At 70.1% G+C, this 17,108-nt stretch carries 12 protein-coding genes; 6 read left to right on the top strand and 6 right to left on the bottom strand.

Annotated elements, in window-relative coordinates; all coding sequences use genetic code 11:
• Positions 1 to 194 precede the first annotated feature (194 nt).
• The 5 genes from LWF15_RS37310 to LWF15_RS05185 all read right to left on the bottom strand — a co-directional run bounded on the left by LWF15_RS37310 (position 195) and on the right by LWF15_RS05185 (position 6,381).
• Entirely contained in the window at positions 195 to 1,409 is a 1,215-nt protein-coding gene (locus tag LWF15_RS37310; RefSeq protein WP_232809206.1) for a glycosyltransferase family 4 protein, read from the bottom strand.
• Positions 1,410 to 1,433: 24 nt separating this feature from the next.
• Positions 1,434 to 2,411, bottom strand: coding sequence for an ABC transporter ATP-binding protein (locus LWF15_RS05200; RefSeq protein ID WP_232809205.1), 978 nt, complete (start codon positions 2,409 to 2,411; stop codon positions 1,434 to 1,436).
• Positions 2,404 to 3,312: an ABC transporter permease gene (locus LWF15_RS05195; protein ID WP_232809204.1), complete on the bottom strand. Its 909-nt coding sequence runs from the start codon at positions 3,310 to 3,312 to the stop codon at positions 2,404 to 2,406. The genes LWF15_RS05200 and LWF15_RS05195 overlap by 8 nt, the downstream gene beginning before the upstream one ends.
• On the bottom strand, positions 3,309 to 4,697 hold the full coding sequence (locus LWF15_RS05190) for a nucleotide sugar dehydrogenase (protein ID WP_232809203.1): 1,389 nt from the start codon (positions 4,695 to 4,697) through the stop codon (positions 3,309 to 3,311). The genes LWF15_RS05195 and LWF15_RS05190 overlap by 4 nt, the downstream gene beginning before the upstream one ends.
• A gap of 181 nt (positions 4,698 to 4,878) precedes the next feature.
• Complete coding sequence (locus LWF15_RS05185) at positions 4,879 to 6,381, bottom strand: glycosyltransferase (protein WP_232809202.1); 1,503 nt, start codon at positions 6,379 to 6,381, stop codon at positions 4,879 to 4,881.
• 213 nt (positions 6,382 to 6,594) lie between these two features.
• Here LWF15_RS05185 and LWF15_RS05180 point away from each other — a divergent pair, with 213 nt between their 5' ends.
• From LWF15_RS05180 to LWF15_RS05155, 6 genes are all read left to right on the top strand, one after another.
• Positions 6,595 to 8,250 carry a glycosyltransferase family 4 protein gene (locus LWF15_RS05180; RefSeq protein ID WP_232809201.1) on the top strand — a complete coding sequence of 552 codons (1,656 nt, stop codon included), beginning with the start codon at positions 6,595 to 6,597 and terminating at the stop codon, positions 8,248 to 8,250.
• Positions 8,250 to 9,512, top strand: a complete 1,263-nt coding sequence (locus LWF15_RS05175; protein ID WP_232809200.1) for a glycosyltransferase — start codon at positions 8,250 to 8,252, stop codon at positions 9,510 to 9,512. The genes LWF15_RS05180 and LWF15_RS05175 overlap by 1 nt, the downstream gene beginning before the upstream one ends.
• On the top strand, positions 9,509 to 10,600 hold the full coding sequence (gene wecB, locus LWF15_RS05170; RefSeq protein ID WP_232809199.1) for a non-hydrolyzing UDP-N-acetylglucosamine 2-epimerase: 1,092 nt from the start codon (positions 9,509 to 9,511) through the stop codon (positions 10,598 to 10,600). The genes LWF15_RS05175 and wecB overlap by 4 nt, the downstream gene beginning before the upstream one ends.
• Positions 10,597 to 11,655, top strand: a complete 1,059-nt coding sequence (locus LWF15_RS05165) for a class I SAM-dependent methyltransferase (RefSeq protein WP_232809198.1) — start codon at positions 10,597 to 10,599, stop codon at positions 11,653 to 11,655. The genes wecB and LWF15_RS05165 overlap by 4 nt, the downstream gene beginning before the upstream one ends.
• Before the next feature lie 141 nt (positions 11,656 to 11,796).
• A complete protein-coding gene (locus tag LWF15_RS05160) occupies positions 11,797 to 14,310 on the top strand; it encodes an N-acetylmuramoyl-L-alanine amidase (RefSeq protein ID WP_232809197.1) in 2,514 nt (837 codons plus the stop codon).
• Between the two features lie 320 nt (positions 14,311 to 14,630).
• A complete protein-coding gene (locus LWF15_RS05155; protein WP_232809196.1) occupies positions 14,631 to 15,926 on the top strand; it encodes a SpoIID/LytB domain-containing protein in 1,296 nt (431 codons plus the stop codon).
• Positions 15,927 to 15,994: 68 nt separating this feature from the next.
• On the opposite strand, the gene LWF15_RS05150 is transcribed toward LWF15_RS05155, so the two are convergent.
• Positions 15,995 to 16,762, bottom strand: a complete 768-nt coding sequence (locus LWF15_RS05150) for a TIGR03089 family protein (RefSeq protein ID WP_232809195.1) — start codon at positions 16,760 to 16,762, stop codon at positions 15,995 to 15,997.
• Positions 16,763 to 17,108: the final 346 nt, after the last annotated feature.

Here is a 17,108-nt window from a genome sequence, read left to right as displayed (position 1 = left end):
CTTTTTTGGCACCTGAAGCCCCTTTCGGTGACTGGGAGCGTTGGGGTGCCCGCGGGCGTCAGTAAGGGGTTTGGACGCCAGCCAACCCCTTCGGTGACCGGGGAGCTTGGGTGCCCACGAGCGTCCGTAAAAGCTCTGGGGACGTCTGTCAGGCCCTTCGTGACAGACGTGCTGGGGCCCGCGGGTGTCGGTGATCAGCCGACGGGGGAGCCGACACTCCACTGCCGGATCAGATCTGCGAACAGGCGACCGTCCCGGGCCCAGTCCAGATCTGCGCGGGCGGCTGACCAGCCCAGGGCTCCCATGCGCTCGCGCCGCTCGACGTCGCCCCGCAACGCCCTGACCGCCGCCTCGGCCGCGTCCACATCACCGAAGGGCACCACCGTGCCGGTGCGGTAGTGGCCCACCAGTTCGGCCGCCGCCGCGTTGGGCGTGGTCACCACGGGTACCCCGCAGGCCATGTACTCCATCACCTTGGTGGGGCGGGAGACCGCGTAGTTGGGCTCGTCGTGCAGCAGAGCCAGACCGGCCAGGGAGCCGGGCAGCAGGCCCAGCGCCTGACGGTTGGGCACGAAGCCGTGGTGCACGATCCAGCCCTCGGTGTGGGCGTGGGCGATCAGGCCGGCCACGTCGCCGTCGGCCGGGCCGATCAGCTCGACCCGCACATCACCGGCCAGGCGGCGGCCCAGCTCGATCATCTCCAAAGCGCCCCGGGCGCGGGTGATCCGGCCGAGGTACACCACGCGTTCCGCCTGGGGCGGCGGTGGCTTCTCCAGCGGCACAGGGACGCTGTTGGGCACGACCGGGTGCTCCCGCCGGAACCTGTCTCGGTACCCCTCTTCGGCCAGTAGCAGGGAGCAGCGACCTTCGGCCCATCGTTCGGCGGCCCGCACAGCAGCGCCGGTGAGCGGGCGTACCGCGCGGGGGAGCCAGGACTTCATCCGTAGGGCGGCCGCTGTGTCTTCGTGCACGTCCCAGACCACCAGGGGGGGACGACGGCGGTCGAGGCCGGGTACGGCGAGCAGCAGTTCCGGGTCGTGCAGCAGGGCCAGATCGTGTTCGGGGCCGATCTTGTGCAGCAGGCGACGGGCCGAGGATATGGCGGTGAGCCGCTGCCGCCCGGCTGCCCGGGGTAGGTCCACCGCGGTGACACCTTCAGGCGGGCGACGGTGGGAGGCCTCGAACGGTGCCGCGTAGGTCACCTGCATGCCGGCGGCCAGCAGAGCGGTGAGCTGGCGGTAGCGGATGCGGGCGTCGTCCGGATCGTGCACCACGGTCATCACCAGGACGCGTGGGGCTTTCGGGGCCAATGGGACACTGACGGGGACGGGCGAGGGGGACGTGCCCAGCGGCATCGAGGACTCGTCCTCAACCGCCTCCGGCTCGGGGCGGTACCCCCACTGGGTCACGTCCTTCTCACCCACCCGCGCGCTTCACTCGGGGCCGTTCTCCGATTCGACATAGGCCTCGATGACCTCGTCGACGCCACCGTCCATGATCAGTTTCCCCTTGTGGATCCACAGCACCCGGTTGCAGGTCTTGGTGATCGCCGGCAGAGCGTGGCTGACCAGGAAGACCGTACCGGCCGACTCCCGCAGTTCGCGGATCCGCGCCTCACTACGCTGCTGGAACTGCCGGTCACCGACCGAGAGCGCCTCGTCGATCATCAGCACCTGGTGGGACACCGAGGCGGCGATCGAGAACCGCAGCCGGGCGGCCATACCCTGCGAGTAAGTACGCATCGGCAGGTCGAGGAACTCCGGGTCGAGGCCGGAGAACTCGACGATGCTGTCGTACTTCTCCCGGACCTCTTCCCGGCTCATGCCCAGGGCCAGACCGCCGAGCATCACGTTGCGCTCGCCGGACAGCTCGTTCATCAGCGCGGCCCCGACCCCGAGCAGGGTGGGGTTGCCGAGCGAGTAGATCGAGCCGCGGCGGGCCGGGACCAGCCCGGCGACGGCCTGCAGCAGGGTCGACTTGCCGGAGCCGTTGGTGCCGACCACGCCGATCGCGTCGCCCTCGTAGGCGGTGAAGCTGATGCCCCGCACGGCGTGCACCTCACGGGCCCGGCGGATGCCCGGGGTGCGCGAGAGCAGCCCCTTCTTGTCGCCGTTGCGCCCGTTGGCGGCCTTGCCGGTGGCATACACCTTGTAGGTGATGTGCAGGTTGTCCACGATCACGGTGGGCCGCTCGCGCGGACCGGCCGGGACCCGGGTCTTGATCTTCTTCAGCCCGGAGGGGCCGACGCCCTTCTTGGCCGCCTTCTTGGCCGGGGGTCGGGGCGGTGCGGGCAGTTCCTCCTGAACGGCCGCAGCCGGCTGGGGGGCGTCCTGCCCAGGGGTGTTCTCCAGATCTTCCCCGTTCACGTCGGTGGCAACCGCACCGCGCGGGGAAGAGGTCGGCTCAGTCACGTCCGTACAGTCCTTCGGCTTGCCAGAAGAAGAGGAACCCAACAACGAACAGCAGCACGCCGTAACCACCGGCCAGGGCCCAGGTGGTGGCGGTGATCTCGATCCCGTTCTCGACCCCCCGCAGCCCTTCGAGCATCGAGTAGCGGATCAGGCTGATGTAGACGTTCAGCGGGTTCAGCTCCAGCAGCGGCCCGAAGGCCCTGTCCTTGAAGCGCTCACCGATGATGAAGAAGATCCCGGACATGTAGAAGAACAGTCGCGTGATGAACGGGATCAGCTGGGTGATGTCGCGCATGTGCACGGTCAGCCGGGCGGCCAGGAAGGCCACCCCTCCGCAGAACAGCGCCATCAGCGCGTAGGCCGGAATGATCATCAGCCAGTCCAGGTCCGGCGTCTCACCGGTGAACATCACGATGATCGCCATCACGGCAACCATGGCGACCAGCTCGAACATCTTCTGCAGCACGGTGGCCAGCGGCAGCACGGCCCGTGGGAAGTGCAGTGCCCGCACCATGCCCCGGTTGCTGATCAGCGACTTGGCGCCGTCGGCGAAGCAGCCGGAGAAGAAGGAGAAGGTGAAGACCCCGACCACCAGGAACGCGGGGTAGTTCTCCGGGCGGCTGCTGTTCGGCATGATCAGGCCGAACACCAGGCCGTAGACACCGGCCTGGATCAGCGGGTTCAGCACCACCCAGCCCATGCCCAGGCGGTTGGCCTCGTTCTGGGCCCGGAAGCGCGACTTGGCGAACTCCCAGGTCAGGTGGCGGCGTGACCACAGTTCACTCAGGTACTTTCCCAGCGGGGGCCGGCCCCCGAGCTGGACCAGCCCGTACTGGGCCGCGCTTGCTGCCGCCCGCTGCGATGCGCCCGTCTCGGGCCGGATCGGCAGGATGCTGGTCAAAGTCGCTCCACGGTTGCGCTGTCTGCACTGTCTGCTGCGTTGTCGAAGGCGCCGCGGGTGTCCAGCACCAGTGGTGCGAGCCGGGCGATCTCGTCGAGATCGTAGCTTGAGTGGCGTTGCAGGAGTACGACGATGTCGGCCAGACCGAGGGCCCCGGCGAGGTCCGGGACGCAGCGCAGCATCCCGTGCGAGGTGGCGGGGTTGCCCGGTTCACCTTCCGGTGCCAAATCGTGACCAACCGGTTCACCCGGCGACCGGACCGGATCACCGCTGAGTGCCCAGTCGGTCACGAACGGGTCATGGAACGCGATGTCGGCCCCCGCGGATTGCAATCGGATCGCAATCGGCACCGCGGGCGACTCGCGCTGGTCGGAGATGTCGGCCTTGTAGGTGACTCCGAGCAGCAGCACCCGGGACCCGCGCAGCGGCTTGGCCACGTCGTTCAGCCGGTCCTGGACCCGCTGCACCACGTAGCCCGGCATCGCGTGGTTGATCTCCTGGGCCAGTTCGACGAACCGGAACGGGTAGCCCAGCGCGGCCCGGACCCGGTAGGAGAGGTAGTTCGGGTCGATCGGGATGCAGTGCCCGCCCACCCCCGGGCCCGGGTAGAAGGCCTGGAAGCCGAAGGGTTTGGTGGCGGCGCAGCGGATCACGTCCCACAGGTCGATGCCCAGCTCGTGGCAGAACCGGGTCATCTCGTTGACCAGGGCGATGTTGACGTGCCGGTAGGTGTTCTCGAGCAGCTTGGACATCTCCGCCTCGCGGGTGCCGCGGGCGGTGATCACCTCGTCGACGATCTTGCGGTAGAACGCCGCCGCCCGGTCGGTGCAGGCACCGGTGGTGCCGCCGATCACCTTGGGGGTGTTACGGAAGCCCCAGCGGTCGTTGCCCGGGTCGATCCGCTCGGGGGAGTAGGCCAGGAACAGGTCCTGGCCGACCTTCAGGCCGCCCTCCTCGAGCATCGGGCGCAGCAGTTCGTCGGTGGTGCCCGGGTAGGTGGTGGACTCCAGCACGACCAGGGTGTCGCGCTGCACGAAGGCGGCCACCGAGGCGGTGGCGGCCAGCACCATGCGCAGGTCGGGGCCGCCGTCCTCGGACAGCGGGGTGGGTACGCAGATCACCACGGTGCGGGCGCCGGCCACCACCGAGGCGTCGGTGTGGGCGCTGAACCCGGCCTGGCGCATGGCGGCGATGTCGGCGTCGGACAGGTCGTCGACGTGCGAGCGGCCCGAGTTCAGGTGCTCGACCACCGCCACGTCGAGGTCCAGCCCGGCCACCTGGAGGCCGCTGCGGCAGGCCTCCTGGGCCAGGGGCAGGCCGACGTAGCCGAGCCCGACCACCACGAGGTCGGGTGCGTCGGGCCCTGTCGGGGTGTCGTGCGACATCTGTTCAGGGTCCTTCCGCCCGCCGGCCGCGTGTTCGGGCGCTCGGCTCGAGGTGGAAGGTCTGATCCCGACATTCCCCGATGCTGCCCGCCCGGATTCAGTCCGGGGCGCCCGGACTGAATTGTGACACGCTGTGCGCATTGGTGGGGCGGCATGTAATCAATGCCTGCTCAGGAGCAGGTCACACGGCGGGCCAGCCCAGGGCCGACCAGTCCCTTTCGTCACTCTTAGTCCGGATTTCGGCAATCGTCTCGGCGTTCGGGCGGCCGTTGAGGCGGTAGTAGCGGGCGGCGATCTCGGCCCGGGCCTTCACGTAGTCGTCGCTCGCCCCGGGCAGCAGGTGCTCCACATAGCGACCGTCGAACAGGCCGGGGGTGAGGGCGTCGGTGACCAGCAGCTCCTCGCGGCTGATCTGGGGCACCCCCTGCAGACCGGGAGCCAGCACCGGGCTGACCGTCAGCGGGCCGCGCAGGTCGCCGGGCCGGGTGAGGCGGGGCGGGCGGCCCAGGGTGTTGGCCAGCGCGGGCGGCAGCACCCGGCCCACCGTGCGCCGGGCGAAACGCTGGGCGTGCAGTGAGGCGGCCTCCATCCGCTCGCCGCTGGGCACCCCGACCGCGGCCAGGCCGATCACTGCGCGGGCGGCCTCGGTGGCGCCGGTGGGCGGGTCGAGGTCGAGGCAGGAGGCGGTCAGCCGGCTGCGCACCCGCTCGTCGAGCAGACGGGTCAGGGCGGCGTCGAACTCGCGCGGCCGGTCCGGGTCGGCCGACAGGGCCAGGCCGGTGTTGGCCACGATCCGGGCCCGGGTGCGCTGGTCGTCGGTGACCGCGTCGGCGTTGGGCACCAGCAGTGTGGGCACGGCCGAGTAGAGCAGCTCGTGCACGGCGTTGTAGCCGCTGGCCGAGACCGCCGCGTCGAACGCCTTCATGTAGCGCACCAGCGGGAACACCGAGATCTGCTTGGGCCCGGCGGCGGTGGCGGCCCGCCCGCGCAACGGCGAGGAGGTGACCACCACCTGCCAGCCGGCTGCGCTGAACTGCTCGACCGTGCGCGTGTAGGCGGCGTACAGGTCGCTGCGCTTGCTGCTGCCCAGGGTGAGCAGCAGACGCGGCCGGTCGGGGTCGAGCCCCAGGTCGGCCACCGCCTGCTCGCGGCTGAGCTGGGGCACCTGACCGACCAGGGTGATCGGGCCGACCCGGCGCGCGTCCTCCAGGTAGACGGTGCGGCCGACGTCACCGGCCGCGGCCAGGTCGCCGGGCTCGAGCACGGCGGCGAACAGCCGGCGGTAGCGCAGGGCCCGGGCGCCGACGCCCTTCTGCCACATCGCCCGGCGGCTCCAGATGAACGGCACGTCGGGCATCCGGCGCAGCGCCCGCAGCACCCCGTCGTAGGGGTAGACCCCGTCGAACACGAACGCGCTGGCGTTGGTCTCGGTGACCAGCGCGGTGATCCGCTCGGCCAGGTACGCGTCCCAGTGCCGGCGGGGCACCTGCTTGCGCAGTGAGCTGGGGGCCCACTCGGCGCGCATGCCGTACTGGTTGACCACGGTGACCGCTGAGGACAGCGAGAAGATCACCGGGTCCATCCCGCCGAGCGAGGCCAGGGCCAGCGCCAGTTGGCGGGACAGGTGCCCCATGCCCTTGCCGTTGGTGGTGGCCAGCACCACCGTGGGCGGTCCGCTACGCATCGAGTGAGGTCGCCGTCCTCATCTGCATCTCAGAGCCTTGTCACCGGCTGCTGTCTCGGTTCTGCCACCTCGGCCGTTCGGAGGGGTGGACCCTCGGTAACCGTGGTGGGGTTCAACATACGGCAGACTGGGCGGTCGCAGAGCCGGTGCATCCAGTCACTGTCCGCATCGGACGGGTCGGCGGTCATCGTTCGTTCGAGGAGAGGTCCGGGGATGGGAGCGCTCGCCCGCTGGCGGCGCAAGCTCAGGCGTCAGGTCAGGTCCGTACCCAAGGGCAGCCGCCGGGCCGCCCGGATCGCGATCACCTACGCGGAGACCGCGGCGGCGGTGCGGCGGGACAAGGAGCGCCGGCACGACGACGCGCTGCGGCTGCTGCAGGACGCGGCCCGGCGCAGCCCGATGGACATGCGGGTGGCCCGGCTGCGCTCGCAGGTTCTGGCCCGCACCGGTCAGCTGTCCGACGCGGTGGCCGAGGCCTCCCGGCTGGCCATGGCCGCTCCCAGCAGCAAGAACGTCCGGCTGCAGCGGGCGGTGCAGGGCCGGCTGGTGGAGACCGACGCGGCCTGGCGGCCCAGCGTGCCCGGCGCCCGCCCCGCTCGGCTCCCGACCCCGGTGCCGGGCCGGGTGCTCTACCTCGCCAAGGAGTCGATGCCGCACCGCAACAACGGCTACTGCACCCGCACCCACGAGACCCTCCTGGCGGTCCGCGGCGCCGGGCGGGAGCCGGTCGCGGTCACCCTGCCCGGCTTCCCCGCGGCGGCCGACGAGGACGAGGCGGTCGCACCCACCTCGTGGGTCGACGACATCGAGTACCACCACGTCATGCCCGGGGCCGGCCAGCTCTCGGCGGTGACCTGGGAGGAGTACGTGCAGCTGACCACCACCACGTTCGCCCGGCAGATGGCCCGGGTGCGGCCCGAGGTGCTGCACGCCGGGTCCGGCCACCGTGGCTACGACCTCGGGGTGGTCGGGCAGGCGCTGTCCGACTGGGCCGGGCTGCCGTGGATCTACGAGGTGCGCTCGTTCTTCGAGACCACCTGGACCGCCGACGAGCGCTACGCCGAGCACGCCGAGTACTACCGGCGCCGGTTCGCGGCCGAGACCCGGGCGATGCGGGCGGCCGACGCGGTGGTCACCCTGAGCGGGCCGATGCGCGAGGAGATCGTGCACGGTCACGGGGTGGCCGAGGACAAGGTCTTCGTCATTCCCAACGCGGTCGACCTGGACCGGTTCCGGCCCCGCCCGCGCTCGGCGGAACTGCGCTCGCGGCTCGGCCTGGACGGAACCTTCGTGCTCGGCTACATCAGCAACCTCGACCACTTCCGCGAAGGTCAGGAGGTGCTGCTCGCAGCCGCGGCGAAGCTACGCGCCCAGGGCCTGGCGGTCAGCGTGCTGCTGGTCGGCGAAGGGCGTCGGCGGGCCGAACTGGAGCAGCAGGCCAAAGAACTCGGGCTGGGGCCGGCCGCGGTGTTCGCCGGTTCGGTGCCGTTCGACGAGGTGCCCGACTGGTACGCGCAGATCGACCTGTTCGTGGTGCCCCGGGTGCCGGAACGGGCCGGGCGGATGGTCTCGCCGATGAAACCGTTCGAGGCGATGGCGATGGAGGTCCCGGTCCTGGTCAGCGATCTTCCTGCGCTGGTCGAGATCGCCGGCGAAGGGCTCTCCCGGGCGAGTGTTTTCACCGCGGGCGACGCGGACTCGCTGGCCGCGGTGGTCGCGGATCTGGCCGGACACCCCCAGGAACTGGCCAAGAAGGTGACCGAGGCGGCCGACTGGGTGCGCCGCGAGCGCACCTGGGCCGGGAACGGCAAGGCGTTCGACGCCGTGTACCGCTTCGCCGTAGAACGTTACGCCGAGAGGGCCCGCTGATGCTGATCTCGATGCCCGGGCGCGACCAGAGCACCGAGGGCTGGGCCGCCGAGACGTTCTCGGCCCTGGCCCGGATGCCGGTCGAGGGCCCCGAGCCGGTGGTCTGGCCGTTCACCCCGTACTACACCGGCAACCCGTTCCAGAGCGTGCTCTACAGCCGGTTCGGCGCGCAGAACCTGGTCGCCGCGCCCACTTTCCGGGCCGCCGACCTGCTCACCACCACCCGCAACTGGCCGGGTGACGTGCCGCTGGTGGTGCACCTGCACTGGCTGAACCAGGTGCTGGCCCGGGCCGCCGACGACCGGACGGCCGACGAGGCGGTGGGCCGGCACGGCGAGATGCTCGACAAGCTCCTCGCCCGGGGCGCGAAGCTGGTCTGGACGGTGCACAACGTGCTGCCGCACGACGCCCGGTTCGAGGCCCAGGAGGTGCGGCTGCGCGAGCAGGTGGTGCAGCGGGCCGACCTGGTGCACGTGATGAGTTCACGCACGGTCGAGGCGGTGGAGGACTGGTTCGCCCTGCCCCGCGAGAAGCTCTACCAGTGCGATCATCCCGGCTATCAGGGGGTGTATCCGGACTGGATCAGCCGGGTGGAGGCGCGGCGCCGCCTGCGTATCCCCGACGCGGCGGTGGCCCTGCTGCTGACCGGTGCGGTCAAGCCCTACAAAGGCATTGCCGACCTGCTCGAGGCGGTGGACCGGGTCTCCCGGGCGCGGCCTGGTGAGGTCGTGCTGATCGTGGCGGGCCGGCCCGACGAGGCACCCGAGACCAAGGAGTTCGTGACGGCGGCGGCCGCCCATCCGGCCGTGCGGCTGCTCCCGGCCCAGGTGCCGGACACGGACATCCAGGTGCTGATGCGCGCGGCCGACCTGGTCGCCTTGCCCTACCGGCGCTCGCTGAACTCCGGAGTGCTCGCCCTGGCCCTGAGTTTCGGCCGTCCGGTGCTGCTCCCGTCGAACTCGGGCTCGCTGCCGGTGGTCGACGGCGGGGCGGCCCTGGTGTATCCGCCCGACGGGGTGGAGGCGCTGACCGATGCCGTCTTCCGTTGCCTGGACGCTGATCTGGCCGCGCTGGACCGGGCTGCGGCGGCGGCCGGCCGCCGGATCGACCGCACGCTGATCAGCGAACGGTTCGCCGCCGACATGCGCTCCTGGGCCGATACCGGGGTGGTTCCGGAAACCGCCCCGGCCGCCGAACTCTCGGTCCAGACCGAGGTGGTGGCCGGGATCGCGGCCGGGATCCCGCCGGGGGCGGCCCGATGAGCCGGATCGTCCACGTCACCGGCGCACGGCCCAACTTCCCCAAGGCGGCGCCGGTTCTGGCGGCGTTGCGCGGCCGGGCCGAGCAGGTGCTCGTGCACACCGGCCAGCACTACGACGATCGGCTCAGCCGGGTCTTCTTCGACGAGCTCGACCTGCCCGAGCCGGACCTGAACCTGGGCGCGGGCTCCGGCAGCCACGCCCAGCAGACCGCCGCGGTGATGATCGGCCTGGAGCAGGTCTTCACCGAGCGACGGCCCGACCTGGTGGTGGTCTACGGCGACATCAACTCCACCCTCGCCGCCGCCCTGGTCGCGGCCAAGCTGCAGATCCCGGTGGCGCACGTGGAGGCCGGGCTGCGCAGCTTCGACCTGAGCATGCCGGAAGAGGTGAACCGCCGGGTCACCGACCAGCTCTCCGACCTGCTGCTGGTCACCAGCGCCGACGCGGTGGGGCACCTGGCCCGGGAAGGGGTACCGGCCGGGCGGATCCATTTTGTGGGCAACCCGATGATCGACACCCTGCTCAGACACCTCGACCGGTTCGACCCGGCCGCCGCCCGGGCCGAGTTCGGTCTGCCGGAGAGCTATCTGGTGGCCACCCTGCACCGGCCCGCGAACGTGGACGAGCCGGAGGCAGCCGGCGAACTGGTCTCCGTGCTGCACAAGGCGGCCGAGCGGATGCCGCTGGTGATCCCGCTGCACCCGCGCGGGCGGGCCGGACTGCAGAAGGCGGGCCTGGACTCGTCCTCAGGTGTTCGGTTGCTCGATTCGTTGCCCTATACCGGTTTTCTGGGCCTGGTGCGCGGGGCGGCCGCGGTGCTGACCGACTCCGGGGGAGTGCAGGAGGAGACCAGCGTGCTCGGCGTGCCCTGCCTGACCATGCGGCCCAACACCGAACGCCCGGTGACCATCACGCACGGCACCAACCGCCTGGTGGGTGTCGACGGGGTGCTGACGGCCCTGGACGAGGTGCTCGCAGAGCCGGCCCGGCCGCGACCGGCACCGCCGGAGCAGCGGCCCCCGCTGTGGGACGGCGCGGCCGGCCCACGCATTGCCCAGGTGATCCTCGACTGGCTGGCGGCCCGATGAACCTGCGCCGTAGCGTTCTCAACACGTTGAAGCGCCTGCCCGAGCCGCGGGACGAGGCGGCGATCCGCGCCGCCCTCGCCACCCGCGACCTGGTGCTGGGCCGCAGACCGGTCTCCCGTGTCCTGAAAGCCGACCCCAGCCCGATGGTGCGCCGACCGACTGGGCTGGCAAACGTCCCCAGTTTGCCCGAGAGCCTGGAATGGCAACTACCTCAGGGCATCACCGGATCCGGCCACAAGGTGCGCAGCCTGTACGAGACGGGTGAGGGCGGCGGGCAGGTCTACGACATCGCTCTGCTGGAGCAGCTGAACGAGGAGTACAAGGACCGGCGGCTGGTGCCCAGCCCGCCCTCGTACAGCGACACCGCGCTGGCCGAGTCGGCGAAGCGACGGGTGCGCTGGGTGCACGACATGGTCGGCCTGACCGGGCAGCGCACACTGGAGATCGGCTGCGGCAACGGGTTCGAGGTCTGGGCACTGGCGCACAACCTGGACTGCGACGCGCACGGGGTGGATGTCACGCACTACCGCCCCTGGGACCAGTTGGCCGGTGAGAAGGTGCATTTCGAGTGTGCCGACCTGGCCGTGCAGAGCCCGTACCCGGCGAACAGCTTCGACCGGGTGATCAGCTTCACCGTGTGGGAACACGTCACCCACCCCTACGCGATGCTCAAGGCCACCTACGATCTGCTGAAACCGGGTGGAATGGCCTGGATCCGGGCCAATCTGCACGCCGGGCCGCAGGCCTCGCACCGCTATCGCGACATCTACTTCCCTTGGCCGCACCTGCTTTTCACCGATGCGGTGGTGCGGGAGTGGGACGTGGCCTGCGGGCGACGGCCGATCGGGCACGCCTGGGTGAACCGGCTGAGCTGGCTGCACTACGAGTTCTACGCCGATCAGCTCGGTTTCGAGATCGCGCACCGGGCCTTCACCGAGACGCCGATCGACGAGGACTTCTACACCCGGTTCGAGGACGTGCTGGGCCGGTACCCGCGGGCCGATCTGCGCCGGGACTACTTCCTGCTGGTGCTGCGGAAACCTGTGAAGAGCTGATTCGGCCGACCGGCCGATCGCCGTTGCTGCCATCACCAGGTGGCATCGGGCGGACGGGGGATGGCCACGCCCCAGTGAAATTACGTTGAGTATCTAGCGTGGAACTGAACGTAATTTCTGTGGTCTGGGGTCACTCCAAGCATGCGTAAAGCGCCCGTTTTCCTCTTGTCCTGCCTCACCGTCGCGCCCCTGCTCACCGGCCTGACGGCGGCGAGCTCCGCCGCAACGGCCGACGAGCCCAGGGCGGTCGAGCCGTCCATCGTCAAGATCGATCTGGGACGAGGTATCTCGTCCGCAGCCGGGAAGCCGGCGATCCTCACCCGGCAGCTGTCCACCGACGACTTCCAGACCGTGGGGGTGACCTGGCCGGGGCGTGACGTCACGGCCGAGAACCTCCGGATCTCGGTGCGCACGCTGCAGAGCGGCGTCTGGGGTGGCTGGCAGGCCCTGCACAACGACGTCGGTGACGATGCGGTGGCGAAGCAGAACGTGCGAGGCGGCACTGATCCGCTGTACGTCGGTCCGAGTGAGGGTGTGCAGGCCCGGATCGAGGTGGCCTCCGGAGAGCTTCCTTCCGACCTCAAGCTCGAACTCGTCGACCCCGGCTCGTCGGCCTACGACGCGATCGCCGCCACCAGTGCCTACGGTGCAGCCCAGGCGGCCGAGCCGACCATCCTGCGCCGGGCGCAGTGGGGGGCCGACGAATCGAAGCTGAACTGCCCCCCGGAGCTCACTTCCACGATCAAGGCCGGGGTGCTGCACCACACCGCCGGTTCCAACCGCTACTCCGCCTCGCAGGTGCCCTCGATCCTGCGCGGCGACTACGCCTATCACCTGTCCCGCGGCTGGTGCGACATCGGCTACAACGTGCTCGTGGACAAGTTCGGCCGGATCTGGGAAGGCCGGGGCGGAGGTCTGGAGCGGGCCGTGACCGGCGCTCATGCGGGCGGTTTCAACACGAACACGTTCGGGGTGTCGATGATCGGCAACTACGACACCGCGCGCCCGAGCGCGGCTGCGGTCAATGCCGTGGCCAAGGTCTTCGCCTGGAAACTGCAGCAGTACCACCGTGATCCGAAGGGGAAGGCCACGCTGGTCTCGGCCGGGGGCGGCACCTCGCGTTATGCCTCGGGCAAGTCGGTGACCTTCCCGGTGATCATGGGGCACCGGAACACCGGGCACACCGCCTGCCCGGGCAAGTACCTGTACTCGTACATGGACGAGATCCGTTCCAAGGCGACGAAGCTCATGCAGGCCGCGCTGGTCAACCCGAGCACGCCGAAAAGCACCGCACCACGCGGCAGTGCGCTGACCGTCACGGCACGGGCGTTGCGAGCGCAGAGCTGGCAGCTCGACGTGACGGCTCCTTGTAATGGTGGACGAGTGGCGCGCCTTTCGGGGAAGGCGGCGGCTGGTAAGGAGATCCGGGCCACCTGGAACGGGCGTCTGGCCGACGGCACGCCGGCCCGTCCCGGCAACTACACGCTCACCCTCACCTCGTCGTCCAGTGCCGGTAAGGCTCGGCCGGTGACGAAAACCGTTCTCGTGCTTCCGCCCAAGCAGGCGGCCCAGCCGATGACCGAACCCTCGAACGGTGCCGGCGGCTACGTGCCGGTGACCCCGGCCCGGCTGTACGACTCCCGCGCCGGCCTGAACATCGGGGTGGGCCCGAACGGATACGCGCGCATCCCCGTTCTCGGCCGGGCCGGAGTTCCGGTCAGCGGCGTCACCTCGGTGGTGCTGAACCTGACCGCCTCCTGCGCCACCGCCGAGACCACGCTGACCGCCTACCCGACCGGTCGTCCCTCGGCCCGTCCGGTGGCCACCGTGCCTGCCGGTGTGACCCGTTCCGTGCTGGTCACCACCCGGGTCGGCGCGGACGGCTCGATCAGCGTGGGGAACGCCCAGGGGGTGACCGAGCTCGATGCCGACATCGTCGGCTACTACACCGACGAGGTGCCCGAGGCCGGCCAGGTCCAGGCCGTGGAGGGCACCCGGGTCTTCGACAGCCGCGCCGAGGGAGGCCTGCTGACCGAAAGCCAGCCCCGCACCGTCGTCCTCCCGGCCACCGTCGGGGGCGTTGACTCGTCCACTGTCAGTGCGGTTCTGGTTGATGTCTCGGCGATCGGGCCCTCGGGCGCGGGAACGCTGACCGCCGGTCCGGGCGACCTGCCCACGCTGTACTACCGCAAGGGCGAGACGATCGACAATCTCGCGATCGTCCCGGTCGTGAACGGTCAGCTGTTGCTGAGGAACTCCGGTTCGCCCACCAATGCGGTGCTCGACGTACGGGGTGTGATCACCAGCCAGGTGGCGGGTCAGTTCACGGCGGTAAAGCCGGTCCTGCTCACCAGCGCCACGCTGAAGCACCAGACGCCGAAAAAGGTGACCGTCACCGGTAGCCAGACGGCCGTACCCAGCACCGCCTCGGGGGTGCTGATCAGCCTGACTGCCGACAAGCCCGCCTCCAGTACCGCGCTGGGGGCCTACCCCTGGGGGCGCTCAGCCACGAATGCCGCCGCTCTGAGGGTGGCCAAGGGAGCCACGCGTTCCAACCAGGTGCTGGTGCCGATCGGTACGGCGGGGGCCATCACCTTGTTCAACAACGCGGGGAACACCGGAGTTCGGGTGGATGTCCTCGGGTATGTGCGGTGATGGTGGGTAGATCGCTCACCCACAGTTCCGCATCACCCGTTCCGTTGGGCTCAAGATCGGCAAAGGTAGCTCCGAGGAGTCGAGAGAAGCGCCAGGAGAGTGGTGGACTGCTCTCTACAGGGGACGGGCGGCGTGCTGCGGGGGCCGGAATGCGGCTGGTTCGTGGACTTTGCCTACGTCTCCTCGGGGTTACTCCGGACGATGGGCGCCGGGGGCGACCCCTCACCCGTGCACGGATGCGGCCGATGGACCCCTCGTGGCCGGCTGAGACGAATCAGCCCGGCCACCCTTGTGTCCACAACCCGAGGGAGCCCCACCCGATGCGCCGTCCCCGCTCGATCACACTGACCGTCCTGGGAACTGCACTGGCCGTCATGGCGACCTCGTCCGCCGCGGTGGCCGCCTCCACGCCCACCGAGATCGGCGCCCAGGGCAAGTGCCCTTCGTCTTCGGGCGGCAAGCTCGGTAAGGCTTCCGTGCCGGAGGGTGAGGTCAAGATCTACGGCCACGGCTGGGGCCACGGCATGGGCATGAGCCAGTACGGCGCCCAGGGTGCTGCCCGTCTGGGGTGCGACTACAAGACCATTCTCAAGATCTACTACCACGACGCCTCGATGGTGAAGAAGGACCTGAACGCGCCGGTGGTCCTGAACCTGGCCTCGGGGGCGAAGACCTCCCGGCTGGAGGCCGAGACCGGCACCGTGCGCTGGTCCAGCAGCGTCCGTAGCGTGGTGCAGCCCCGGGGGACCACCTGGACGGTCGGCCGGAAGACGATCAACAGCCGGCCCGGCATCGCTCTGTTCGACCACACCGGCAAGCGGCGGATGTTCGTGCCCAACGCCGGGGTCATGTCGGCCGCGCACACCGGCAAGGTGGTCAACGTCTACCCCTACGGCGGGTCCTCGGCCCTTTCCACCCGTTACGACACCGCGCGCTACGTGGGGTCCGACTCCGGCATCAAGGTCACCGAGACGATCACTGCCTCGGACGGGCAGAGCGCGGTGCAGAAGTACCTGATGGGTCTGGGTGAGGTGCCGGTGGCCTGGCCGCTGGAGGCGCTGAAGGCCCAGACCGTGGCCGCGCGCACCTTCCTCAGCTCGAAGTACAGCAGCTCGGCCGGGGCCTACGTGCTCAGTACGACCACCTCCGACCAGGTCTACAAGGGCTGGGACGTGGAGTCGGTCGACGCCCGCTACGGCGGCAACTGGCGCAAGGCCGTGATCGCCACCGGTGACCAGGTGATCGTGGACGGTTCCGGCCGCACCATTGAGGCGCTGTACTCCTCGTCGATGGGTGGCTACACCGAGAACCGCGAGTATGTCTGGGGCAACTACGAGATCAGCTACCTGAAGCCGGTCGACGACAGCCGGTGGGACGCCGCCTCCGACAACCCGTACCGCAACTGGAGCGTCGGGATGACCCGGAAGGTGTTCGCCAAGAAGCTCGGGTTCGACTCGGTGAGCTCGTGGTCGGTGGCCGGCCGGGGCAAGGCCTCGCGGCTGGCCGGGGTGAAGGTCACCGGGAAGATCGACGGCAAGAAGGTGACCAAGACGTTCACCGGGGCCGACGTGCGCTACCGGCTGGGCCTGCGCTCGCCCGGCTTCGTGTTCGGGTAAGGGCTTCAGCAATTGAGGACGGGTCGTCCCCGACTTGGTCGGGGACGACCCGTCCTCAGTTTGGAGTTCTAGAGGGAGGGCCCCAGGTCGGTGACGGTGACCTGCTCCTGTGCGGCCAGGTGTTCGCGTTCCTCGTTGCTCAGGTTCGCCAGATCGTGGTGCAGCACCACGGAGCCCCCGGCCACCAACGGCGCCAGGTAGGCCTCGATCGCCCGGGAGGGGCCCGCTCCGGTCAGCAGGCGCATCCCCGGCTCGCCCGCCGCCGTGTTCGCCTGCACCAGCAGATCCCCGTAGCGCACGGTCAGTTCCCCCACGGTCAGCGCCGGCGCTTCGGGGCCGGCCGTGGCGTAGGGAGTGAACACGTCTCCCTGCAGCCTGATCTCGGCCGCCGCGTCGATCGCCCCGGGGGGAACGTCGCCGGTCCAGCGCGTGGCCAGCGACGGCAGCGCCACCACGACCAGTTCGGCCTGGGTGCTGCCTTCCGGCGGGGCGGTCGGGCGGTCGGTGACCAGCACGTCGAACGTCAGATCGGTGCGGGCCGGGCCGAGGTTCTCGTCGAACACCACCACGTGCGCCCCCACCGCCCAGGCCGCGAGCAGCCAGGACACGCTGCGCCAGTGCACCGGCAGGGCGATCGCCACGGTCGACCCGGGTTCGCAGTCCAGCTCGTTGACCAGCAGGTTCGCCGTCTTGGCGACCCAGTTGCCGAGCGTCTTGGCAGAGAACTCGACCCGTTCGGCGTTCGGCCCGTACCAGGTCACCCGGGGGCGGGCCGGGTCGGCGGTGAGCAGGGACGACATCAGCGCGGCGATGTCCGCCGGGGCTTGGGGAGTCACGGGGGTCAGCCTAGGGAATGTCGGGGAAGTCGCTGCCCGATCGGCTCAGCTCAGCCCAGCCCAGGGGCCGTTGGGTACCGAGCGAGGGCTGCATGTCCAGGACCCGACCGCCTGCCTCGGCGCCCTCAGAAGGTCTCTCGCGGGGAGAGGGGGACGTTACAAGAGGAGTTGCCGGTCAATCGGTAAAGCCAGCGCCACAAAAGATTATGGATCGTCGCGTTGCCTCGCATACGAAACCCTTGCTCTCGTGCCGTTCGGCGCCTCCCGTCATGTCCGGGGGATCACGGGACACCGCGCGGCTTGATCATCGGCAGTTCGCCACGGGTTCGACGGGCGGGATTGGAGC

The sequence above is a fragment of the Kineosporia rhizophila genome (genome assembly GCF_021277265.1).
GTDB lineage: Bacteria > Actinomycetota > Actinomycetes > Actinomycetales > Kineosporiaceae > Kineosporia > Kineosporia rhizophila.
Note: the sequence above shows the minus strand (reverse complement) of the source record. Positions and strands in the feature narration are given on the sequence as shown.

What these genes read in the sequence shown, in the direction of transcription:
- LWF15_RS05185 (WP_232809202.1), bottom strand. Translation starts at nt 6,381, where the DNA reads ATGCGTAGCGGACCGCCCACGGTGGTGCTGGCCACCACCAACGGCAAG.
- LWF15_RS05160 (WP_232809197.1), top strand. Translation starts at nt 11,797, where the DNA reads ATGCGTAAAGCGCCCGTTTTCCTCTTGTCCTGCCTCACCGTCGCGCCC.
- LWF15_RS05190 (WP_232809203.1), bottom strand. Translation starts at nt 4,697, where the DNA reads ATGTCGCACGACACCCCGACAGGGCCCGACGCACCCGACCTCGTGGTG.
- wecB (WP_232809199.1), top strand. Translation starts at nt 9,509, where the DNA reads ATGAGCCGGATCGTCCACGTCACCGGCGCACGGCCCAACTTCCCCAAG.
- LWF15_RS05175 (WP_232809200.1), top strand. Translation starts at nt 8,250, where the DNA reads ATGCTGATCTCGATGCCCGGGCGCGACCAGAGCACCGAGGGCTGGGCC.
- LWF15_RS05180 (WP_232809201.1), top strand. Translation starts at nt 6,595, where the DNA reads ATGGGAGCGCTCGCCCGCTGGCGGCGCAAGCTCAGGCGTCAGGTCAGG.
- LWF15_RS05155 (WP_232809196.1), top strand. Translation starts at nt 14,631, where the DNA reads ATGCGCCGTCCCCGCTCGATCACACTGACCGTCCTGGGAACTGCACTG.
- LWF15_RS05165 (WP_232809198.1), top strand. Translation starts at nt 10,597, where the DNA reads ATGAACCTGCGCCGTAGCGTTCTCAACACGTTGAAGCGCCTGCCCGAG.